The organism is Polaromonas sp. P4_F4 (assembly GCF_056401355.1).
On sequence record NZ_JBFUJO010000013.1, the window covers coordinates 122,298 to 139,995 of the forward strand.

Below are 17,698 nucleotides of genomic sequence, written 5' to 3' on the forward strand. Positions count from 1 at the left end.
CAAAAAAACAAAATCTAGCGCGGCAAGGCCACCGCTTTTTTAATGGCCTCAGTGGCAATTTTAACGACCGCGTCCACCCCCAGTTGCCCATTGGCCGCGCTGGACGCACGGGGGTCCCCGAGGGTGCCGCCACGCCAGCCCGCACGCGCCGCCTCGGCAAAGCGCTCCGGCTTGACCATTGTGCTGTCAATCGCCATCAGCAAAGAGGTATCGGCTGACCCGGCATGAGTGCCAATTTCAGCCTCGCTCAGGCCTTTGGCCTTGAGCGCCGCCACGTAGGCAGTTTGCGTGGCGCGGTAATACTCGCCAATGTAGTGCGCGCGTACCGGCGTTTTGGCCCAGTCCTTGTTCAGGCCCTGCGCCACGGCGGCCAGCGCGGCCTGGTAGTTGCCGCTGTCGCCCACCAGCACCACATCGCTGAAGCCGTGCTTCTTGAAGCTGCGCGCGGCCCCGCGCAAAATGCTTTTGAAGGCGTCCTCGGGCACAGAGAGGGTGCCAGCAAACTGCATGTGCTCGGTGGGCGGCTCCACCGAGCCTTCTGGGGTGTAAGACAGCACCGGGGCCACCAGCGCATTGCCCAGCGACACCGCAATCTTGCCGGCCAGCGCTTTGGCCCGCGTATTGTGCTTGCCCAACGCCATGTGGGGCCCGTTTTGCTCGGTGCCGCCCACCGGAATGATGAGGGTGGTTTTTCCGGCGCGTAGCGCAGCACTGACCTCCTGGGTGGTCAGGTCTTCAATAAACACACTGCCCTGTGCAGCGCTCATGGCCGGCAGGCAGGCCAGGCCTGCCAGACACAAGCAGGCCAGCGCCTTGCGCCCGTAACTTTTCACCATAAAACTCCCGCTGATTTTTGACAACAAACGCACACTGACCTGAGAGCGTAACGCAAGCGTGACCTCAGACGTGCCGCTTGACCGCTGCGGTCGGCTTTGCCTGCACAGGCAAGGCATCGGCCCGCTCATGCAACGCTTCAATGGTGTGGCAAAGCGCATCGGTGCCGTCGCAGCGGTCGCGCAAGGCCTTCAGGTCTTTTTCAAGGGTCCTCAACTCCGCCAGGCGCGCGCGCACATGGACCAGGTGCCCATCCAGCGATTCGCGTGCCGTGGCGCAGTCCGCCTTGCGGGTCAGGTCCAGCGCCAGCAGGGTACGCACCTCGTCCAGCGACATGTCCATGGCGCGGCACAGGCGGATGAAGCGCAGCCGGTGCACATCGCCATTGCTATAACAACGATAGCTGTTCTCGCTTCTTCCATGCGGGCTCAGGAGCTTTTCCTTTTCATAAAACCGTATGTTGGTGGCCGGCACGCCGCTCAGGGCGGCCGCCTCGCTGATGCGGTACGGTGCCGGGGTCGTGCTGTCAGTGCGCATGTCGCTACTCCTTTCAGTGGTCATGGCGATGATGGGCATCGGGGTAATGCGCATGGCTGTGGGTCATGGGCTCGTGGCGGTGGCGGTGCGAATGCGGCCCCTCAACCGCAGGTACATGCTCATGCGCATGGTGCTCATCATGCGAATGCAGGTGCTCGTGTTCCAGCGCCTCGTGCTGGTGCACATGCGCATGGTGTTCGGTCAGGTGCAGCCAGATTCCGAGGCCCATGAGGGCGGCGGCGGCCAGCAACTGCCAGGTGACGGGTTCGCCCAGAAAAATCACCGCACACAGCGCGCCGACAAATGGCGCGGTGGAGAAATAAGCGCCGGCGCGCGAAGCGCCAAGGTGCCGCAGGCCCACCACAAACAGCGCGAGGCTGACGCCATAAGCCAGCAAACCGACCAGCATGGCAACCGGCACCTTGGCCAGCCCGGGCAGCGCCGCACCGGCCAGAAAAGCCAGCAGCAGATTCGTGGCGCCGGCGGCCAGCCCCTTCACGCAGGCAATCCATGACGCATCGGCCAACGCGACCTTGCGCGTGAAGTTGTTGTCCAGCGCCCAGAACAGGCAAGCGAGCGTCACCGCGAGCGCGGGCCACAGCGAGGTCAGCGCCATTGCACCGGGCACATCCTCCTGCTGAGGCCAGCTCAACAACAAGGCGCCCGCCACGATGGCCGCCATGCCGAGGGCAATGCGCCTGTCGAAGTTCTCGCGAAACACCACCCAGGCCAGCAGCGCCGTCAGCACCGCTTCCGCATTGAGCAGCAAGGCCGCATGGCTGGCCGGCATCGCCGACAGGCCCCACATCAGCAGGACGGGAGCGATACCGCCGCCACACACTACCGCCGCGACCAGCCACCCTATTTCACCCGGATTGAGGCGGGGGGTAGCGGCCCGCCGCAGCCAGCGATACAGGCCCAGGCCCAAGCCAGACCCGAGATACAGCAGCCCGGCCAGCATCCACGGGCTGACCTGGTCCAGCAGCCACTTGGCCAGCGGTGTGCCTGCGCCAAACAGGAAAGCCGACGCCAGCGCCGCAACAATCCCCGGTTGCCAACGCGCAATTTGCATATTCAAGTTCCTGATCCCCTTAAACCAACCCTTAAACCATTCACTATCTTCGGTCACATTCGGCCACGTTCAGCCACATTCAAGCGGACAACACCGGGCCAACACCATCATTGGACACAGCTTGCAACAACGCCGTCCACTGCGCAGCCGCTTGTCCCCGGTAACGGCCGGGCCATTCAAACGCGAGGCTTGACCTTGAAGTGGGTTCAGGGTTTCCAATCTTGCCATCAACCCTGAATCTGGAGAAGCCCCCATGTCGGCCCATTGCTGCCACGATGACCACAACGCCGTCAACAGGGCCCACAGCCCGCGTTACAGAAAAATCCTCTGGATGGCACTCGCCATCAACCTGGCCATGTTCGGCGTGGAGGTAGGGGCGGGCCTGCGTTCCGGCTCGGTGTCGCTGCTGGCTGACGCAATTGATTTTTTTGGCGATGCGGCCAATTACGGCATCACACTGGCAGTGCTGTCCGCAGGCCTGCTCTGGCGCGCCCGCACCGCCCTGCTCAAGGGTGCCAGCATGCTGCTGTTTGGCGTGTTTGTGGTGGCCAGGGCGCTGTGGATGCTCACACAAGGTGGCACGCCCGAGGCGTTCACCATGGGCGCCATCGGCCTGCTTGCGCTGCTGGCCAACGGCGGCGTGGCCGCCATGCTGTACGCCTGGCGCGACGGCGACGCGAACATGCGCGGCGTCTGGCTCTGCACACGCAACGACGCCATCGGAAACATCGCGGTGATGCTGGCGGCGCTCGGCGTGTTCGGCACCGGCACGGCCTGGCCCGATCTGGCGGTGGCGACGGTGATGGCGGGCCTGGCCATCACCAGCGGCTGGGCGGTGCTGCGGCAGGGCCTTCAAGAGTTCAAAACCGCGACATCCTGACGCTACGTACTAATGTAAAGCTGCCTACTGAAGCTGCGTACTCAGGCTGCATTTTGAATCGGCCGGAACTTTTCACCACATCCCCTATCATTCAACGATGCGTTTTTTGCTCCTTGCCCTGATGATCGCCCTGCTGCCCCTGCGCGGATGGATGGGTGACGTGATGGCAACCGAAATGGCAGCCAGCCAGGGGCAGGCCCGTCAAATTGCCGCAAAAACCATGGCATCCCATGCCCACAGTGCGGGGGAAACCAATCATTTTCACCAGGAAATGACCGCACCGGAGGCCACGCAACCAGACGCGCAACTGGACACGCCATCTGCCTCGCCATCGAACCCTGACTGCCTTGACCATGCCACTGATGCAGCATCTCACGGACAGTGCGGGTCCTGCCCGGCCTGCCAGGCCTGTCATACGGTGGCGCTGTCTTTCGCCGCACTGACGCTGCGACCGGTCTTTCATCCCTTCACCCTGCCCGCTTCAGCGGCAGCGCAATTTGCCAGTGCCGAAGCCGCACTCGGCCAAAAACCACCCATTTCCTGATCTTCAGGCCCATAGTGGGCCTGTACTTGCAGCCGGCACGGTCTTCAGCATCCGTCCAGCCGGCCTAAGCGCGATGTCGCCGTCGCCTCAGCATGTCATTCAGGAGATTTTTGTGAGCATTCGTTTCATTTCAAACCCCGCCCCAGGGCTGGTCGCACTGCCCGTGCTGGCGCTGGCCTTGTGGACCAGCGCCGCCCATGGACAGGCCGCATCACCGGCGGCACCGGACGCACCTGCAACGGCCATGCCGGGCACCACGCCAGCCGCGTTTCGCTCGGCGCTGGAGGGCTACCAGCCTTACACCGACGAAAAAACCGTCAACTGGAAAGAGGCCAACGACACCACCGGCCGGATCGGTGGCTGGCGTGAGTACGCCAAAGAGGCGAGGCAGCCGCAGACGCCAGATGCGGCAGCCAAGCCCGATCCCCGCGCAGTGCCAGCCAAACCGTGACAGGAAAAAGCATGAAAACGATTTTTCGATTGAGCGCCCTGGCCGCGGCAAGCCTGGTGCTGGCAGGCTGCGCCTCGGTCAACGTTGATCAGGCCGTGCGTGACACCAATGACACGACCAACACCTTTACCCAAGGCAAGCTGGAGCTCAGTCGTACCGAGCAGCAGGGGAAAGCCAGAGCCAAGCTGAGCAGCGAGCTGCTGGCCAAGCCTTTAACGATGGACGAGGCTGTACAGCTCGCTTTGGCGAACAGCCCGGCCGTGCAGACCCTGTTGGCGCAAAGCTGGGCCGACATGGCTCAGGCCAACCAGGCCGGCCGCATTGCCAACCCCGTCTTCACGTTTGAGCGAATCCGCTTTGCTGACGAACTGGAACTGGGCCGGCTGCTGTCGTTTGGATTGCTGGATCTGCTGACCCTGCCCCGGCGCCAGGAGATTTCACGTGGCCAGGTCGCGCAGGCCAAGGTGCAGCTCAGCGCCAATGTGGTTGAGCAGGTGACCCAGGTACGCCAGACCTGGGTACGCGCCGTGGCCGCACAGCAGACCTTGCACTATGCAAACCAGGTCAACAACACCGCGCAGGTGAGCGCGGAACTGGCGCGGCGCATGCAGCAGGTGGGCAATTTCACCAAGCTGCAGCGGGCACGCCAGCAAAGCTTTTATGCCGATAGCGCGGCGCAGCTGGCATCCGCCCAGCATGCGGCTACGGCCGCCCGTGAAGAACTGACGCGCCAACTGGGTTTGACGGACGCGCAAGCCGCGCAACTCAAGCTGCCTGAGCGCCTGCCCGACTTGCCCAAAGAGCCGCGCCAAGCCGGTATGGTGAGCACCAACGCCACGCAGCAACGCCTGGACGTGCAGATGGCGCGCAACCAGCTCGAGATCGCCGGTAAATCACAAGGCTTGAACTTGATCGCCAGTCTGGTTGACGTGGAACTTGGCATACGCCGAGACACGGTGTTCGACAACGCGGCGGGTACCAGCACGCCGCGCAAGGGCTATGAGCTGGGCATTCGCCTGCCGATTTTTGACTGGGGCTCAGCCCAGCGTGACGCGATGAATGCGCAATCACTGGCCGCCGCCAACCGCTATGAAAGCACCGTGCGCAGCGCCTCGTCGCAGTTGCGCGAAAGCTACTCGGCCTACCGCACCGCCTACGACGTGGCCCGGCATTACCGCGACGAGATTGTGCCGCTGCGCAAGACCATGGCCGAAGAAAACGTGCTGCGCTACAACGGCATGCTGATCGGGGTGTTCGAGCTCCTGGCCGACACCCGCGAGCAGATCGCCAGCGTGACGGCGGCGATCAATGCTTACCAGCAGTTCTGGCTGGCCGATGCCGCGCTTGCCGCGTCCATGACCGGCAAGCCCACCACCTTGATGATGGCCGCACCCACTTCCGGCGGCGGCGAAACGGCCGGTCACTGATGGCCGCACAAACTGATGAATCGGAATTGACATGACAAACAGAAGAAATTTTCTGACAGGCGCTGGCGCACTGACTACGGCAGTCGCAGCCGCGGCAGTCAGCAGAGTTGCCATGGCGGCGCTGCCGGAGCCGGTCCTGCAGACAAAACCCGACACCATGCCGCCGCTGGTGCCCACTACCGGCCACCCCTACAACCCGGTCGTCACGCTCAATGGCTGGACGCTTCCCTGGCGCATGAACAACGGCGTCAAGGAGTTCCACCTGGTGGCCGAGCCGGTGGTGCGCGAAATGTCTCCGGGCTTCAAGGCCCATCTGTGGGGTTACAACGGCCAGTCGCCCGGCCCGACCATCGAGGTGGTGGAAGGCGACCGGGTGCGCATCTTTGTCACCAACAAACTGCCGGAGCACACCAGCGTGCACTGGCACGGGCAGCGCCTGCCCAACGGCATGGACGGCGTGTCGGGCCTGACCCAACCCGCCATTGCACCGGGCAAGACCTTTGTCTACGAATTCGTGGCCCGGCGCCCGGGCACCTTCATGTACCACCCGCATGCCGACGAGATGACGCAGATGGCCATGGGCATGATGGGCTTCTGGATCACCCACCCGAAGGCGAAGCACCCGCTGATTGACGAGGTGGACCGTGACTTTGTGTTCCTGCTCAACGCCTACGACATCGACCCGGGCGCCTACACACCCAAAATCATGACCATGCTCGACTTCAACCTGTGGAGCTGGAACAGCCGGGTCTTTCCGGGCATTGACCCGCTGGTGGTGCGCAAGAATGACAAGGTGCGCATCCGCATGGGTAACCTGACCATGACCAACCATCCCATCCATCTGCACGGGCATGAATTTGTCGTGACCGGCACCGATGGCGGCCCCACACCGAAAGCGGCGCGCTGGCATGAGGTGACGACCGACGTGGCCGTGGGCCAGATGCGGCAGATCGAGTTCCTGGCCGACGAGGAAGGGGACTGGGCCTTTCATTGCCACAAGAGCCACCACACCATGAATGCGATGGGCCACGACGTGCCCACGATGATTGGCGTGGACCACCGCCAGGTCGCACGGGACATCACCAACGTGATTCCCGACTACATGGTGATGGGCGAACGCGGCATGGCCGACATGGCCGAGATGGAAATGCCCCTGCCCGACAACACCGCGCCCATGATGACAGGCACGGGACCTTTCGGCTCTGTCGAGATGGGCGGCATGTTTTCAGTGCTGAAAGTGCGCAAGGACCAGAAGCCCGGTGACTACAAGGACCCAGGCTGGCACAAGCACCCGGCCGGTGAAGTCGCCTATGAATGGACGGGCTCTCTGCCTAACCCCGCACGTTTTGCCGCAGAGGGAGGAAAATCAATGCCCGTTCAGAACATGCCGATGAAAGAAGTCGAAGTCCAGGTCCGCAAGCCCATGGGCGCCATGAAACACTGACATACCAGACACTGACAAACCAGGCATCGATATGAAGCACGCATACATTTTTTTACCAATATCGTTGAAAAGGCATTCCATGAAATTACGTAACACCCTGCTCGCGCTGCCTTGCGCGTTGCTGTCCCTGTCGGCGCTGGCGGCGGGCAACCACAGCGGTTCCCACGCGGACGACGCGATCGGCAAGCCTGGCGTCGCATCTCGGGTGACACGCACGGTGGTCGTCGACATGACGGATGACATGCGCTTTCACACCTCGAAAATTCCCGTCACGCAGGGCGAGACGATCCGCTTCGTCGCCAGGAACCTTGGCAAGGTCAAGCACGAGTTGGTGCTGGGCTCGGAAAAAGACCTGAAGGAGCACTACGAAGTGATGAAAAAAAACCCGGAGATGGAGCACGAAGACGCCAACATGGTGACGGTCGCGCCAGGCAAAAGCGGCGAGATCATCTGGCAATTCACCCGGGCGGGCAAGGTCGACTTCGCCTGCCTGCAGCCCGGGCACTATGAGGCCGGCATGAAGGGGCTGGTGAATGTAGCCAACAGCAAGGTACTGATTAAAGAAAATGGTAAAGGAGATGGCCATGCAGACCATAAACATTGAGAACGTTTCCCGCCGGGCGGCGCTCCGGCTGCCGCTGGCTGCACTTGCGGCTGCGCTGCTCACGCAACCCCTGCACGCGCTGGCACGCAGCGGCCCGCCCCAGATCACGGTCTGGAAAGACCCGGACTGCGGCTGCTGCCAGGACTGGGTCAAGCACCTGGAAGCCGGTGGCTTTCAGGTGCAGGTGAACAGCGGCGGTAATACCGCAGCCAGAACCCGGCTCGGCGTGCCTGAAAAGCTGGGCTCCTGCCACACCGCGCTGGTGGGCGGCTATGCCATCGAGGGCCATGTGCCCGCCCGGGAAATCCACCGTCTGTTGAAAGAGCGTCCATCGGTCATCGGCCTTGCCGTGCCCGGCATGCCGGTCGGCTCACCGGGTATGGATGCACCGGTTTATGGCGGGCGCAAGGACCCGTATGACGTGCTCCTCATCAACCGCGATGGCAGCAGCCGTGTTTATCAAAGTTACCACCGCACCTGAAGGATCATTCGATGCAAAGCTTTAAACCCCTGATCACCGTTCTTCTGGCTGCTTGCGCCCTGAGCGCCTTTGCACAGGCCCCCTCATCGACGACCGAGGCCGAGGTCCGCAGGGTCGACAAGGATGCCGGCAAGATCACGCTCAAGCATGGCGAGATCAAAAACCTCGAGATGCCCGGCATGACCATGGTGTTTCAGGTCCAGGACCGCGCCCTGCTGGAGCAGGTAAAGGCTGGCGACAAGGTCAGCTTCACCGCGGACAAGATCAACGGGGCGTATACCGTGTTGTCCATTCAGGCCCTCAAGTAAGCGGTCTATTTATCTATCCATTGATCATTGCTCCTGCGGTTCAATCTCTCCGAATTGGAAATTGAACCTCCCGCAGCCCGGCGGACGTGTTGAAAAAGGGCAACCGATGCACTGCCCCATCTTCTGGAGACTGGAATGAGGAAACTTCTATTTTCGCGGCCCACACTGGTGCTGGCGGCGCTGTTCGCGGCGGTCACCCTGGCACCGGCGCACGCCGGCCCGCCACCGGCTACCCAGACAGAAGTGGTCAGCGCCCGGGTCGTCCAGGTCGACGCTGACCGCGGCATCGTGACGCTTCGGCACGAGCGCATCAAGAGCATCGACATGGGCGCCATGACCATGCCTTTCAAGGTGAAAGATCCGGCCATGCTGAAGCCGCTCAAAGCCGGCGACAAGATTCGCTTTTCAGTGGAGCTGCAAGATGACGAGCCGGTCATCACCCGGATCCGGGCGACGAAATGAAGAAGGGCATCCATGCGCTAGCGCGCCCTGCCCCGTCGACCCTGCGCTGAGGCGCGTCTGCCTGCGAATCCGCGCAAGTTCCGTCCGCGTTTACCTGGCCAGCCTGGCGGTCTGCGCAGTGGGCGGCTGGTTTGCCTTTGTGCAGCCTCTGCTGCAGGCGTTTTGAACGCCCTCCATGCTATGGTTCGCAACATGCCTAAAACCATACGCTACACGCTGCTATCGCTGCGCGATCTGGCCGTCTCCGCCGGCCCTTTCATTTTGCTGGCCGTCTCGCTGCTGGTGCTGGCCTACTGGTGGCTGGATCCGAATCCGCCCAAGCGGGTGGTTCTGGCCACAGGCCCTGCACAGAGCGCCTATGAAGAGTTTGGCAAGCGCTACGCACGCATTCTTGCGAAGGATGGCATCGAGGTCGTGTTGCTGCCCTCCGAAGGATCGGCCGCCAATTTGCAGCTGCTGCGCGAGGGCAAGGCCGACCTGGGATTCGTGCAGGGTGGCACGGGCGAAGCGGGCGTGGACAACGATGAAAAGCTGGAATCGCTGGGCAGCCTGTTCCTGGAACCGGTATGGCTGTTTTACCGGGAGGCCGCTGCACGCAAAGTCACGTCAGAGGCCAACGCAAGCATGGGGGCTACCGAGCGTAGCGCAGGGCCGCCCCAAGCAAGCTCAGCCCCCTCGGGGGGCAGCGCAGCACGCGAAGCGGCAAGCGTGGGGGCTACATTGAGCGCCTTGACGCAACTGCAAGGCTTGCGCGTCAACGTCGGCACCCCCGGCAGCGGTGTGCCTAACCTGATGAGCAAGCTGCTCGAAAGCAACCGCATTGACGGCAGCGCGCTGAAAATTTCCCGACTCGAACAAACCCCCGCCACCGTCGCCTTTCTCGGCGGCGAGCTCGACGCCATTGTGTTCGCGTCGGCCCCCGAGTCGCTCATGGTGCAGATGCTGCTGCAAACGCCCGGCGTCAAGCTCATGGACTTTGCGCAGAGTGAAGCCTACTCGCGACGCTTTGAGTTCCTGAGTCCTGCGGTGCTGCCGCGCGGCGTGGTGGATCTGGCCGCCAATATTCCACCGCAGGATGTCCGCCTGGTCGCGCCCACCACCACCTTGCTCACGCGGGCCGGCACGCATCCGGCGCTGCTGCAGCTGTTTGCGCTGGCCGGCAACGAGATCCATGGCAGTGCCGGCTGGTTCAAGCGGGCGCGCGAATACCCGAATGTGAAGAACAACGAATTGCCGGTGGCCAAAGAGGCCGAGCGCAGCATTCAGGCCGGTGCGCCGCTGCTGCAGCGCTACCTGCCCTTCTGGGTGGCCAACCTGGTCGAACGCATGTGGCTGGTCATGGGCATCATCATCGCGGTGCTGCTGCCGCTGTCGCGCATCGTGCCGCCGCTCTATGAGTTTCGGGTGCGTTCGCGCATTTTCAGATGGTATGGCCAGCTGCGAAACATCGAGAGCCGGGCCGGGCAGGCAGAGGCTACGGGCCCGCTGATTGACGAGCTCAACCAGATGGAAAGCCGCGCCGAAAAAATTGTCGTCCCGCTGTCCTACACCGACGAGCTCTATGCGCTGCGCAACAACATCCAGCTGGTGCGCCAGAAGCTGCAACAGCGGTAGCGCCACTGGCGACAGTAGCGGCCCGTCAAGCATCGCCCACCCCGGTGGCGGTACAGGAAAGCTTGACCGCCGGCGCTCCGGTAAACACGTGTGGAGCGCAGGCGCTCAAGCCGTTTTTCCTGGCTGTTCAGGCTTCAGGGCCTGCCAGCTTCCTCTTCCATCCTCTCCTGATGATTCAGGGGAAAGTGAAGTTGGTAGTGATCGTGGCGCCGGACGTCAACACGGGGAGCATGGCCGTCTTGTCCGAAAATCCGGTCAGGCTTGCCCGCAGCGTGTATTTGCCGGCAGCGCCCGCATCGGCCACAAATACCAGCGGGCCGGGTACTGCCACGTAGGGCGCCACTTGCGGCGCGTCGACGGGCAGCAGGTAGGAATAGTTGCCCAGGCCATCCACAAAACGCCCCGCCACTTCCACCGTGGTGCCGCCCGTCAGGATCTGTTGCGCACGCACCAGGGTGTCCAGCGGTGCAGTGCCGTTCACGGTACCGGTGGCGGAAACCGGTGGGTTGAGCGCGGTGCCGGCGGTATTGAGGGCCGTCACCGTGTCTGTCACCACAGGCACGCTGGTGACGACGGCCGTGGCGCGGCCCGATCCTGTGAGTACCAGCGTATAGCTGCCCGGGGCAACCGGTTGACCCCGACCTCAGGAAGTATCCTGTTCAGAAGGCAGAGGCTGTCGACAGATCAACCCGTCAGCGCAGGTGGTCGACTGATTTCCCTGACAGCCTGCCTTACAAATCCAGGGCCTTCCACCCGTCCAGCCCCAGCTTTTCCAGCGTCGCGATGTTCTGTTCAAAAATCGCATCAGCCTCGGGAAAGGCCGCCACCGCACGCGCCACACTCTCCTCGCGCAGCAGGTGCAGGATGGCGAACGGCGCGCGGTTGGTGTAGTTGCTGATGTCGTCGGGTTCGGTACCGTCAAACTGGAACTGCGGATGAAAGCTGGCCAGCTGGACCACGCCGTCAAGGCCGTGCTCGTCCACCACGCCTTCGGCGATTTCCAGGAAATCGTTGAAGTCCAGGAAGTCTTCGAACAGCGTGGGGTGAATCAGCAGCGTGGTATCGACCTCTTCGGCCGGCGTGGCCACCAGCAGGTCCAGCTCGCGGTCCAGCTCTTCGAGCAGGTCGTCCGCATGCCGGGCATGGCTCACCACCAGGCGCACCTGGTTCTTCACGTACACCGCCTTGGCAAACGGGCACAGGTTAAGCCCGATCACGGCTTTTTCGAGCCAGTGACGGGTTTGAGTCAGGACTTCGTCGTCGGTCATACCTATCTCCAGGGAGCTACACGCAGTGAGCGATCGTGGGGATTCTTCACCCCAGCAGGGGCCGCGGAACCGGCTTAGCCGGGCCGCAGGCGCAGCGGCCCCCCCGGGGGGCAGCGCATTACACGAAGTGAAAAGCGTGGGGGCTCAATGCAATGCCTTAAAGCGCACGCGCTTGGGCTTGGCACCCTCTTCACCCAGGCGTTTTTTCTTGTCGGCTTCGTATTCCTGGTAGTTGCCGTTGAAGAAGGTCCACTGGCTGTCGCCTTCGGCGGCCAGGATGTGCGTGGCAATGCGGTCGAGGAACCAGCGGTCGTGGCTGATGACCATGACGGAGCCGGCGAATTCGAGCAGTGCGTCTTCGAGCGCGCGCAGGGTTTCCACGTCGAGGTCATTGGACGGTTCGTCAAGCATCAACACGTTGCCGCCGGCGATCAGTGTCTTGGCCAGGTGCAGGCGCCCGCGCTCACCGCCCGACAGCATGCCGACGCGTTTTTGCTGGTCGGCGCCGTTGAAGTTGAAGCGTCCCGCATACGCGCGGCTGGGCATGGTGAATTTGCCGACGGTGAGCAGGTCAAGGCCGCCCGAGATATCTTCCCAGACGGTTTTTTCGTTGGCCAGGTCATCACGGTGCTGGTCCACAAAAGCCATGCGCGCTGTCTTGCCGATCGCCACTTCGCCGCTGTCCGGCTGCTCTTTGCCGGCAATCAGCTTGAACAACGTGGACTTGCCCGCACCGTTGGGGCCGATGATGCCGACGATGGCGCCGGCCGGCACCTTGAAGCTCAGGTTGTCGATCAACAGGCGGTCGCCGAAGGACTTGCTGACGCCCTTGAACTCAATGACCTCATTGCCCAGACGCTCGGCCACCGGGATGAAAATCTCGTTGGTCTCCACGCGTTTCTGGTATTCAAAATCAGACAGCTCTTCAAAACGTGCCAGACGCGACTTGCTCTTGGCCTGGCGCGCTTTCGGGTTCTGGCGTGACCACTCCAGTTCCTTTTTCAGCGCCTTGGCGCGGGCCTCTTCACCCTTTTGCTCCTGGGCCAGCCGTTCACCTTTCTGGTCGAGCCAGCTGCTGTAGTTGCCTTTCCAGGGAATGCCGTGGCCGCGGTCCAGTTCCAGAATCCATTCGGCCGCGTTGTCCAGGAAGTAACGATCATGGGTGATGGCCACCACGGTGCCCGAATAGCGCTGCAGAAACTGCTCCAGCCAGTCCACCGATTCGGCGTCCAGGTGGTTGGTCGGCTCGTCCAGCAGCAGCATGTCGGGCTTGGACAGCAGCAGGCTGCACAAGGCCACGCGGCGTTTTTCACCACCCGACAGAACACTGATCTGGGCGTCCCAGGGCGGCAGGCGCAGCGCGTCGGCGGCAATCTCGAGCTGGTGCTCGGAATCTGTACCCGAGGTGGCGATGATGGCTTCCAGGCGAGCCTGCTCGGCGGCCAGGGCATCAAAGTCGGCATCGGGCTCGCCGTAGGCCGTGTACACCGCTTCGAGCTGGGCCTTGGCGGCAAATACCGCACCCATGCCGGCCTCGACACTCTCGCGCACCGTGTGCCCGGGGTCGAGCTTGGGCTCCTGCGGCAGATAGCCAATGTTCAGCCCCGGCATCGGGGTGGCTTCGCCTTCGATCTCGGTGTCCAGGCCGGCCATGATCTTGAGCAGCGTGGACTTGCCGGAGCCGTTGGTGCCCAGCACGCCAATCTTGGCGCCTGGGAAAAAGCTGAGCGACACCTCTTTGAGAATTTGGCGCTTGGGCGGCACGATTTTGCCGACCTTGTTCATGGTAAATACGTACTGGGCCATCAGGATCAACTTTGGTAAAAATGAAAAACAATGCAAAAAAACGGGCTGCACGCGGCCTGTAACCGCTATTTTTACAGGCTTTTTGCAGGGTCATCTGCAGGCTAAAACCACGCGCTGCGCCTCTGGGGCAACGCCTTTTGGCAAGGCGTGTTTTTTGCGTGAACCCTCCGATTATCGTTCCGTGCGACAATACGCGGGTTGCTGGCTCCAGTTGCCTGCAACATTTGGGCACATCCCGGGTATTACTTTCAGTACTTACTTACGATGTTTTTTGGCCCGATTTTCTGATCCCATCTGCCTTTGACTGGCGGGTTGCTTTCAAACAAGGCGCCCAACAGGCCGATCTATAGCACCCCAGCGGTGCAACACCATGACATTTGAAGAATTGAAATTGGCCCCGGCCATTCTTAAAGCCGTGCTTGAGCAAGGTTATGACACCCCCACGCCCATCCAGGCCCAGGCGATTCCCGCCGTGCTGGCCGGCGGCGACCTGCTCGGCGGCGCCCAGACGGGTACCGGCAAGACTGCCGCGTTCACCCTGCCCTTGCTGCAGCGCCTGTCTACCGAACCCCGGTTGACCAACCGGCGCGGCGTCAACGCCGTGCGCGCCCTCATCATGACGCCGACCCGCGAGCTGGCCGCGCAGGTCGAAGAAAGCGTACGCACCTACGGCAAGTATCTGGAACTCACCTCCATGGTGATGTTCGGCGGTGTCGGCATGGGGGCCCAAATCGACAAACTGCGCCGCGGCGTGGACATCCTGGTGGCCACCCCCGGCCGCCTGCTCGACCATGCAAGCCAGGGCACGCTGGACCTGAGCCAGGTACAGATCCTGGTGCTCGACGAAGCCGACCGCATGCTCGACATGGGCTTCATCCACGACATCAAGAAGGTGCTGGCGCTGGTGCCCAAGCACAAGCAGTCGCTGCTGTTCAGCGCCACCTTCAGCGACGAGATCCGCGAACTGGCCAATGGCCTGCTGCGTGACCCCCTGCACATTCAGGTGACGCCGCGCAACACCACCGTGCAGCGCATCACGCAGACAATCCATCCGGTGAGCCGCAGCAAAAAGAAGGCGCTGCTGACCCACATCATCAACGAGCACAACTGGAGCCAGGTGCTGGTGTTCACCCGCACCAAGTTTGGCGCCAACAATGTGGCCGAGCACCTGACCAAAAACGGCATCGAAGCCATGGCCCTGCACGGCAACAAGAGCCAGACCGCCCGCACCCAGGCGCTGCAGGGTTTCAAGGACGGCACGATTCGCGCGCTGGTCGCCACGGACATCGCAGCCCGCGGCATTGACATCGACGAGCTGCCGCACGTGGTGAACTACGAGATCCCCAACGTCAGTGAAGACTATGTGCACCGCATCGGCCGCACCGGCCGCGCCGGCAATAGCGGCGAGGCGGTGAGCCTGGTGTGTCTGGACGAAGAAGGCTTCATGCAGGACATTGAGCGCTTTACCAAGCAGAACATTGAAAAAGTGCTGGTGCCAGGTTTTGAAGCCGAGCCCGGCGAAAGAGCCGAGCCGCTGGCCATGGGTCGCCAGACCATCTGGGGCGGCCTCGGCAAGCCCCCGAGCCGCGAAGTGATGCAGGCTGCCGCCAAGGCAGCACGCAGCGAAATGATGCAGCGCATTCGTGACACCAAAGGCTCCCAGCCTGCGCGTGGCGCGAATGGCGGTGGTAACGGCAGCGGTAATGGCGGCGGCAACGGCCGCGGACGTGGCCCCGCCGGTGGCGGCAATGGCAGTGGCAATGGCAGTGGGCGCGGCCCGCGCACCCCCAACCCAGGCCAGCCTCGCCAGAATTCGGGTTATTCGCAAGGCGGTCAGCCTGCCCAGCCGAGACATGCGCAGGCGCGTCAGCGCGACGAGCAACCCCGTGCGCCGAGGAATGACTCACGCAGCGAGCCCCGCAATGACTTTGACAACCATCAGCCCGCCAGCCACGCCTCTTCCGGGTTCCCATCATCCGGCCAACCCACCGGCAACCGCAACAACTTCCGGGGCAACCGCTCCGGCGGTGGCGGCGGCTCGGGTGGCGCTGGTGGCCGGGGCAACGGGCCTCGTCGGCCAGGCGGTCCTGGCTCGTTTACTGGCCGATAAGGCCTACTCGACGGTCTACGCGGTGGGCCGTCGCGCACCAGCCCGGCAGCACGCCCGGCTGGTGGTGCAGGTGACGGATTCGTTCCACGGATTTACCGCACCGGCGGCCGATGACATCTTCATCGCGCTGGGCACCACGATCAAGGTGGCGGGCAGCCGCGAGGCTTTTCGCCTCGTTGATTTTGATGCGGTGGTGGTAGTGGCACGCGCGGCTCGCGCCGCCGGCGCCACCCGCCTGGGTGTCGTCAGCGCCATGGGTGCTGATAGCCAGTCGCCGGTTTTCTACAACCGCGTCAAAGGCGAAATGGAAGATGCCGTTAAGGGCTTGGGGTTTGAGACCGTGGTGATCGCGCGTCCCTCCCTGCTCGCAGGCGACCGCGCCTCGCTGAGGCAGGCGCAACGCCCCGGTGAAAAATGGGCGCTGGCCGCCATGGCTTTGTTCAAATTATTGATCCCGAACAACTACCGGGCCATCCCGGCGGACGATGTGGCCGCCGCCCTGATCACCGCTGTACAGCTTGGCCGGCCCGGCCCTCGCGTGCTGCTTTCAGGCGAAATGCGGTCGCACTGAGTTTTCCCGGGCCTCCAGTGTGGTGCTGCACGCTATCCCGTACATAAAACCGCGTCTTTTTACCCATGTCGGCGTTGCAAATCCGCGCAATAGCGGAACTATTGCTATGGTTTGCGCCTTGCCCTGAACAAAAATCCATCGGTTTTATTTGTACCGTCAAGCATGCAACACCACACTAGTGGACTGTAACGATTGAATCGGGAGTAATGCGCCGTGACAGATCGCAGTATTTCCACTTTACGGGTTTGGGTTGCTCGTTGTACTGACGGATGTAGCGCATGAGCTTTCTCTTGAGATCAGGCAAGGACGTAAACACGCCACGGGCGATGACATCGCGCTCGATCTTGGCAAACCACAACTCCACTTGGTTGAGCCAGGACGAGTACGTCGGGGTGAAATGCATATGAACGTTGCTGTGAGTGGCCAGGAACTCGTCAACATGCTTTGTCTTGTGGGCCGAGAGGTTGTCCGCGATGACGTGGATCTCTTTGCCCTTGGGCTGATTGGCCACGATGTCGGTGAGAAACGCCACGAACTCGGCCGAGGTGTGCCGAGCTGCGGTCTTGCCCATCACCTCGCCGGTCTTGGTGTTGAAGGCGGCGTACAGCGAGAGCGTGCCGTGCCGGAAATACTCAAAGCCGTGCCGCTCGGCGCGCCCCGGTGACAGCGGCAGCACCGGGTCCAGGCGATCCAGCGCCTGAATCGCGGTCTTCTCATCGACACTGAACACCACGGCGTTCTGAGGCGGGTTCAGGTACAGCCCGATGACATCAGCCGCCTTGCTCTCGAAGTCCGGATCGTTGGAGGTGAGATAGCCTTCGAGCAGATGCGGCTTGATGCCGTGCTTGGCCCAGATTCTGGCCACCGTCATGTGCGAGATGTCGCCGCCCAGTTCGGCCGCCAACTTGCGCGAAGACCAGTGCGTGGAGCCGTCAGCAGGCTTGTGTTTGGTGGTGCGCGCCAGCACCCGCGCTTCCATGTGATCGGTCACCTTGTAGCGCTCGCGCCCGGCATGACGAGCGAACAGGCCGGCCAGGCGATCACTTTCAAAGCGCTTGCTCCAGCGATCGATGTAGCTGTCGCTGCAATCCAGCTTGGTGCGAATCTCCGCCCAAGTGAGCCCATCGGCCAGCAGCAGGATCAATCGGGCGTGGCGCGCCGAATCGGCTCGGGCGTTCCTCGCTGCAGCTTGCTGTTGAAGTTCCATGCGTTCGCTTTTGGTCAGTTTCATCGCAACCTCCATGGCCACAATGATACTTCCGTTTTAAACGTTACAGTCCACTAG

The 17,698-nt window shown here is 62.5% G+C and carries 19 protein-coding genes; 12 read left to right on the forward strand and 7 right to left on the reverse strand.

Annotation, left to right across the window (positions count from 1 at the left end; translation table 11 throughout):
• Positions 1-14: 14 nt before the first annotated feature.
• The 3 genes from AC1DUR_RS15140 to AC1DUR_RS15150 form a co-directional block, all read right to left on the reverse strand.
• Complete coding sequence (locus AC1DUR_RS15140; RefSeq protein WP_477719666.1) at positions 15-836, reverse strand: creatininase family protein; 822 nt, start codon at positions 834-836, stop codon at positions 15-17.
• Positions 837-900: 64 nt separating this feature from the next.
• Entirely contained in the window at positions 901-1,371 is a 471-nt protein-coding gene (locus tag AC1DUR_RS15145) for a Cd(II)/Pb(II)-responsive transcriptional regulator (RefSeq protein ID WP_477719667.1), read from the reverse strand.
• Between the two features lie 13 nt (positions 1,372-1,384).
• The gene (locus tag AC1DUR_RS15150; RefSeq protein WP_477719668.1) at positions 1,385-2,443 is read right to left on the reverse strand and encodes a DMT family transporter; all 1,059 of its coding nucleotides are present in this window, start codon (positions 2,441-2,443) and stop codon (positions 1,385-1,387) included.
• A 253-nt stretch (positions 2,444-2,696) separates the two neighbouring features.
• Here AC1DUR_RS15150 and AC1DUR_RS15155 point away from each other — a divergent pair, with 253 nt between their 5' ends.
• From AC1DUR_RS15155 to AC1DUR_RS15200, 10 genes are all read left to right on the forward strand, one after another.
• Positions 2,697-3,323 carry a cation efflux transmembrane domain-containing protein gene (locus AC1DUR_RS15155; protein WP_477719669.1) on the forward strand — a complete coding sequence of 209 codons (627 nt, stop codon included), beginning with the start codon at positions 2,697-2,699 and terminating at the stop codon, positions 3,321-3,323.
• A 97-nt stretch (positions 3,324-3,420) separates the two neighbouring features.
• Entirely contained in the window at positions 3,421-3,867 is a 447-nt protein-coding gene (locus AC1DUR_RS15160) for a hypothetical protein (protein WP_477719670.1), read from the forward strand.
• A 112-nt stretch (positions 3,868-3,979) separates the two neighbouring features.
• The gene (locus AC1DUR_RS15165; RefSeq protein WP_477719671.1) at positions 3,980-4,318 is read left to right on the forward strand and encodes a hypothetical protein; all 339 of its coding nucleotides are present in this window, start codon (positions 3,980-3,982) and stop codon (positions 4,316-4,318) included.
• An 11-nt stretch (positions 4,319-4,329) separates the two neighbouring features.
• Entirely contained in the window at positions 4,330-5,745 is a 1,416-nt protein-coding gene (locus AC1DUR_RS15170; protein WP_477719672.1) for a TolC family protein, read from the forward strand.
• Between the two features lie 31 nt (positions 5,746-5,776).
• Positions 5,777-7,189 (forward strand): multicopper oxidase family protein, encoded by a 1,413-nt coding sequence (locus tag AC1DUR_RS15175; protein ID WP_477719673.1) that lies wholly within the window; start codon positions 5,777-5,779, stop codon positions 7,187-7,189.
• A 79-nt stretch (positions 7,190-7,268) separates the two neighbouring features.
• Positions 7,269-7,793, forward strand: coding sequence for a cupredoxin domain-containing protein (locus tag AC1DUR_RS15180; RefSeq protein WP_477719689.1), 525 nt, complete (start codon positions 7,269-7,271; stop codon positions 7,791-7,793).
• Positions 7,774-8,274 (forward strand): DUF411 domain-containing protein, encoded by a 501-nt coding sequence (locus AC1DUR_RS15185; RefSeq protein WP_477719674.1) that lies wholly within the window; start codon positions 7,774-7,776, stop codon positions 8,272-8,274. The genes AC1DUR_RS15180 and AC1DUR_RS15185 overlap by 20 nt, the downstream gene beginning before the upstream one ends.
• An 11-nt stretch (positions 8,275-8,285) precedes the next feature.
• A complete protein-coding gene (locus AC1DUR_RS15190; protein ID WP_477719675.1) occupies positions 8,286-8,582 on the forward strand; it encodes a copper-binding protein in 297 nt (98 codons plus the stop codon).
• Between the two features lie 135 nt (positions 8,583-8,717).
• On the forward strand, positions 8,718-9,044 hold the full coding sequence (locus AC1DUR_RS15195) for a copper-binding protein (protein ID WP_477719676.1): 327 nt from the start codon (positions 8,718-8,720) through the stop codon (positions 9,042-9,044).
• Positions 9,045-9,236: 192 nt separating this feature from the next.
• Entirely contained in the window at positions 9,237-10,658 is a 1,422-nt protein-coding gene (locus AC1DUR_RS15200; protein ID WP_477719677.1) for a TAXI family TRAP transporter solute-binding subunit, read from the forward strand.
• A gap of 175 nt (positions 10,659-10,833) precedes the next feature.
• Here AC1DUR_RS15200 and AC1DUR_RS15205 read toward each other — a convergent pair whose 3' ends face one another.
• The 3 genes from AC1DUR_RS15205 to ettA form a co-directional block, all read right to left on the reverse strand.
• Positions 10,834-11,220: a hypothetical protein gene (locus tag AC1DUR_RS15205; protein ID WP_477721724.1), complete on the reverse strand. Its 387-nt coding sequence runs from the start codon at positions 11,218-11,220 to the stop codon at positions 10,834-10,836.
• A 169-nt stretch (positions 11,221-11,389) separates the two neighbouring features.
• Positions 11,390-11,926 carry a DUF1415 domain-containing protein gene (locus tag AC1DUR_RS15210; RefSeq protein WP_477719679.1) on the reverse strand — a complete coding sequence of 179 codons (537 nt, stop codon included), beginning with the start codon at positions 11,924-11,926 and terminating at the stop codon, positions 11,390-11,392.
• A gap of 144 nt (positions 11,927-12,070) precedes the next feature.
• Complete coding sequence (ettA, locus tag AC1DUR_RS15215; RefSeq protein ID WP_477719680.1) at positions 12,071-13,732, reverse strand: energy-dependent translational throttle protein EttA; 1,662 nt, start codon at positions 13,730-13,732, stop codon at positions 12,071-12,073.
• Positions 13,733-14,102: 370 nt separating this feature from the next.
• On the opposite strand from ettA, the gene AC1DUR_RS15220 reads away from it, so the two are divergent.
• Both AC1DUR_RS15220 and AC1DUR_RS15225 read left to right on the forward strand, forming a co-directional pair.
• The gene (locus AC1DUR_RS15220) at positions 14,103-15,842 is read left to right on the forward strand and encodes a DEAD/DEAH box helicase (RefSeq protein WP_477719681.1); all 1,740 of its coding nucleotides are present in this window, start codon (positions 14,103-14,105) and stop codon (positions 15,840-15,842) included.
• A complete protein-coding gene (locus tag AC1DUR_RS15225; protein ID WP_477721725.1) occupies positions 15,775-16,413 on the forward strand; it encodes an NAD-dependent epimerase/dehydratase family protein in 639 nt (212 codons plus the stop codon). The genes AC1DUR_RS15220 and AC1DUR_RS15225 overlap by 68 nt, the downstream gene beginning before the upstream one ends.
• A gap of 175 nt (positions 16,414-16,588) precedes the next feature.
• Here the strand turns inward: AC1DUR_RS15225 and AC1DUR_RS15230 are convergent, their stop codons facing one another.
• The gene (locus AC1DUR_RS15230; protein ID WP_477719683.1) at positions 16,589-17,644 is read right to left on the reverse strand and encodes an IS630 family transposase; all 1,056 of its coding nucleotides are present in this window, start codon (positions 17,642-17,644) and stop codon (positions 16,589-16,591) included.
• Positions 17,645-17,698: the final 54 nt, after the last annotated feature.

Bases quoted from the DNA above. Each gene is read 5' to 3' on its own strand.
- AC1DUR_RS15185 (WP_477719674.1), top strand. From the start codon at position 7,774: ATGCAGACCATAAACATTGAGAACGTTTCCCGCCGGGCGGCGCTCCGG.
- AC1DUR_RS15200 (WP_477719677.1), top strand. From the start codon at position 9,237: ATGCCTAAAACCATACGCTACACGCTGCTATCGCTGCGCGATCTGGCC.
- AC1DUR_RS15140 (WP_477719666.1), bottom strand. From the start codon at position 836: ATGGTGAAAAGTTACGGGCGCAAGGCGCTGGCCTGCTTGTGTCTGGCA.
- AC1DUR_RS15210 (WP_477719679.1), bottom strand. From the start codon at position 11,926: ATGACCGACGACGAAGTCCTGACTCAAACCCGTCACTGGCTCGAAAAA.
- AC1DUR_RS15155 (WP_477719669.1), top strand. From the start codon at position 2,697: ATGTCGGCCCATTGCTGCCACGATGACCACAACGCCGTCAACAGGGCC.
- AC1DUR_RS15180 (WP_477719689.1), top strand. From the start codon at position 7,269: ATGAAATTACGTAACACCCTGCTCGCGCTGCCTTGCGCGTTGCTGTCC.
- AC1DUR_RS15195 (WP_477719676.1), top strand. From the start codon at position 8,718: ATGAGGAAACTTCTATTTTCGCGGCCCACACTGGTGCTGGCGGCGCTG.
- AC1DUR_RS15190 (WP_477719675.1), top strand. From the start codon at position 8,286: ATGCAAAGCTTTAAACCCCTGATCACCGTTCTTCTGGCTGCTTGCGCC.
- AC1DUR_RS15175 (WP_477719673.1), top strand. From the start codon at position 5,777: ATGACAAACAGAAGAAATTTTCTGACAGGCGCTGGCGCACTGACTACG.
- AC1DUR_RS15230 (WP_477719683.1), bottom strand. From the start codon at position 17,644: ATGAAACTGACCAAAAGCGAACGCATGGAACTTCAACAGCAAGCTGCA.
- ettA (WP_477719680.1), bottom strand. From the start codon at position 13,732: ATGGCCCAGTACGTATTTACCATGAACAAGGTCGGCAAAATCGTGCCG.
- AC1DUR_RS15160 (WP_477719670.1), top strand. From the start codon at position 3,421: ATGCGTTTTTTGCTCCTTGCCCTGATGATCGCCCTGCTGCCCCTGCGC.
- AC1DUR_RS15145 (WP_477719667.1), bottom strand. From the start codon at position 1,371: ATGCGCACTGACAGCACGACCCCGGCACCGTACCGCATCAGCGAGGCG.
- AC1DUR_RS15220 (WP_477719681.1), top strand. From the start codon at position 14,103: ATGACATTTGAAGAATTGAAATTGGCCCCGGCCATTCTTAAAGCCGTG.
- AC1DUR_RS15170 (WP_477719672.1), top strand. From the start codon at position 4,330: ATGAAAACGATTTTTCGATTGAGCGCCCTGGCCGCGGCAAGCCTGGTG.
- AC1DUR_RS15150 (WP_477719668.1), bottom strand. From the start codon at position 2,443: ATGCAAATTGCGCGTTGGCAACCGGGGATTGTTGCGGCGCTGGCGTCG.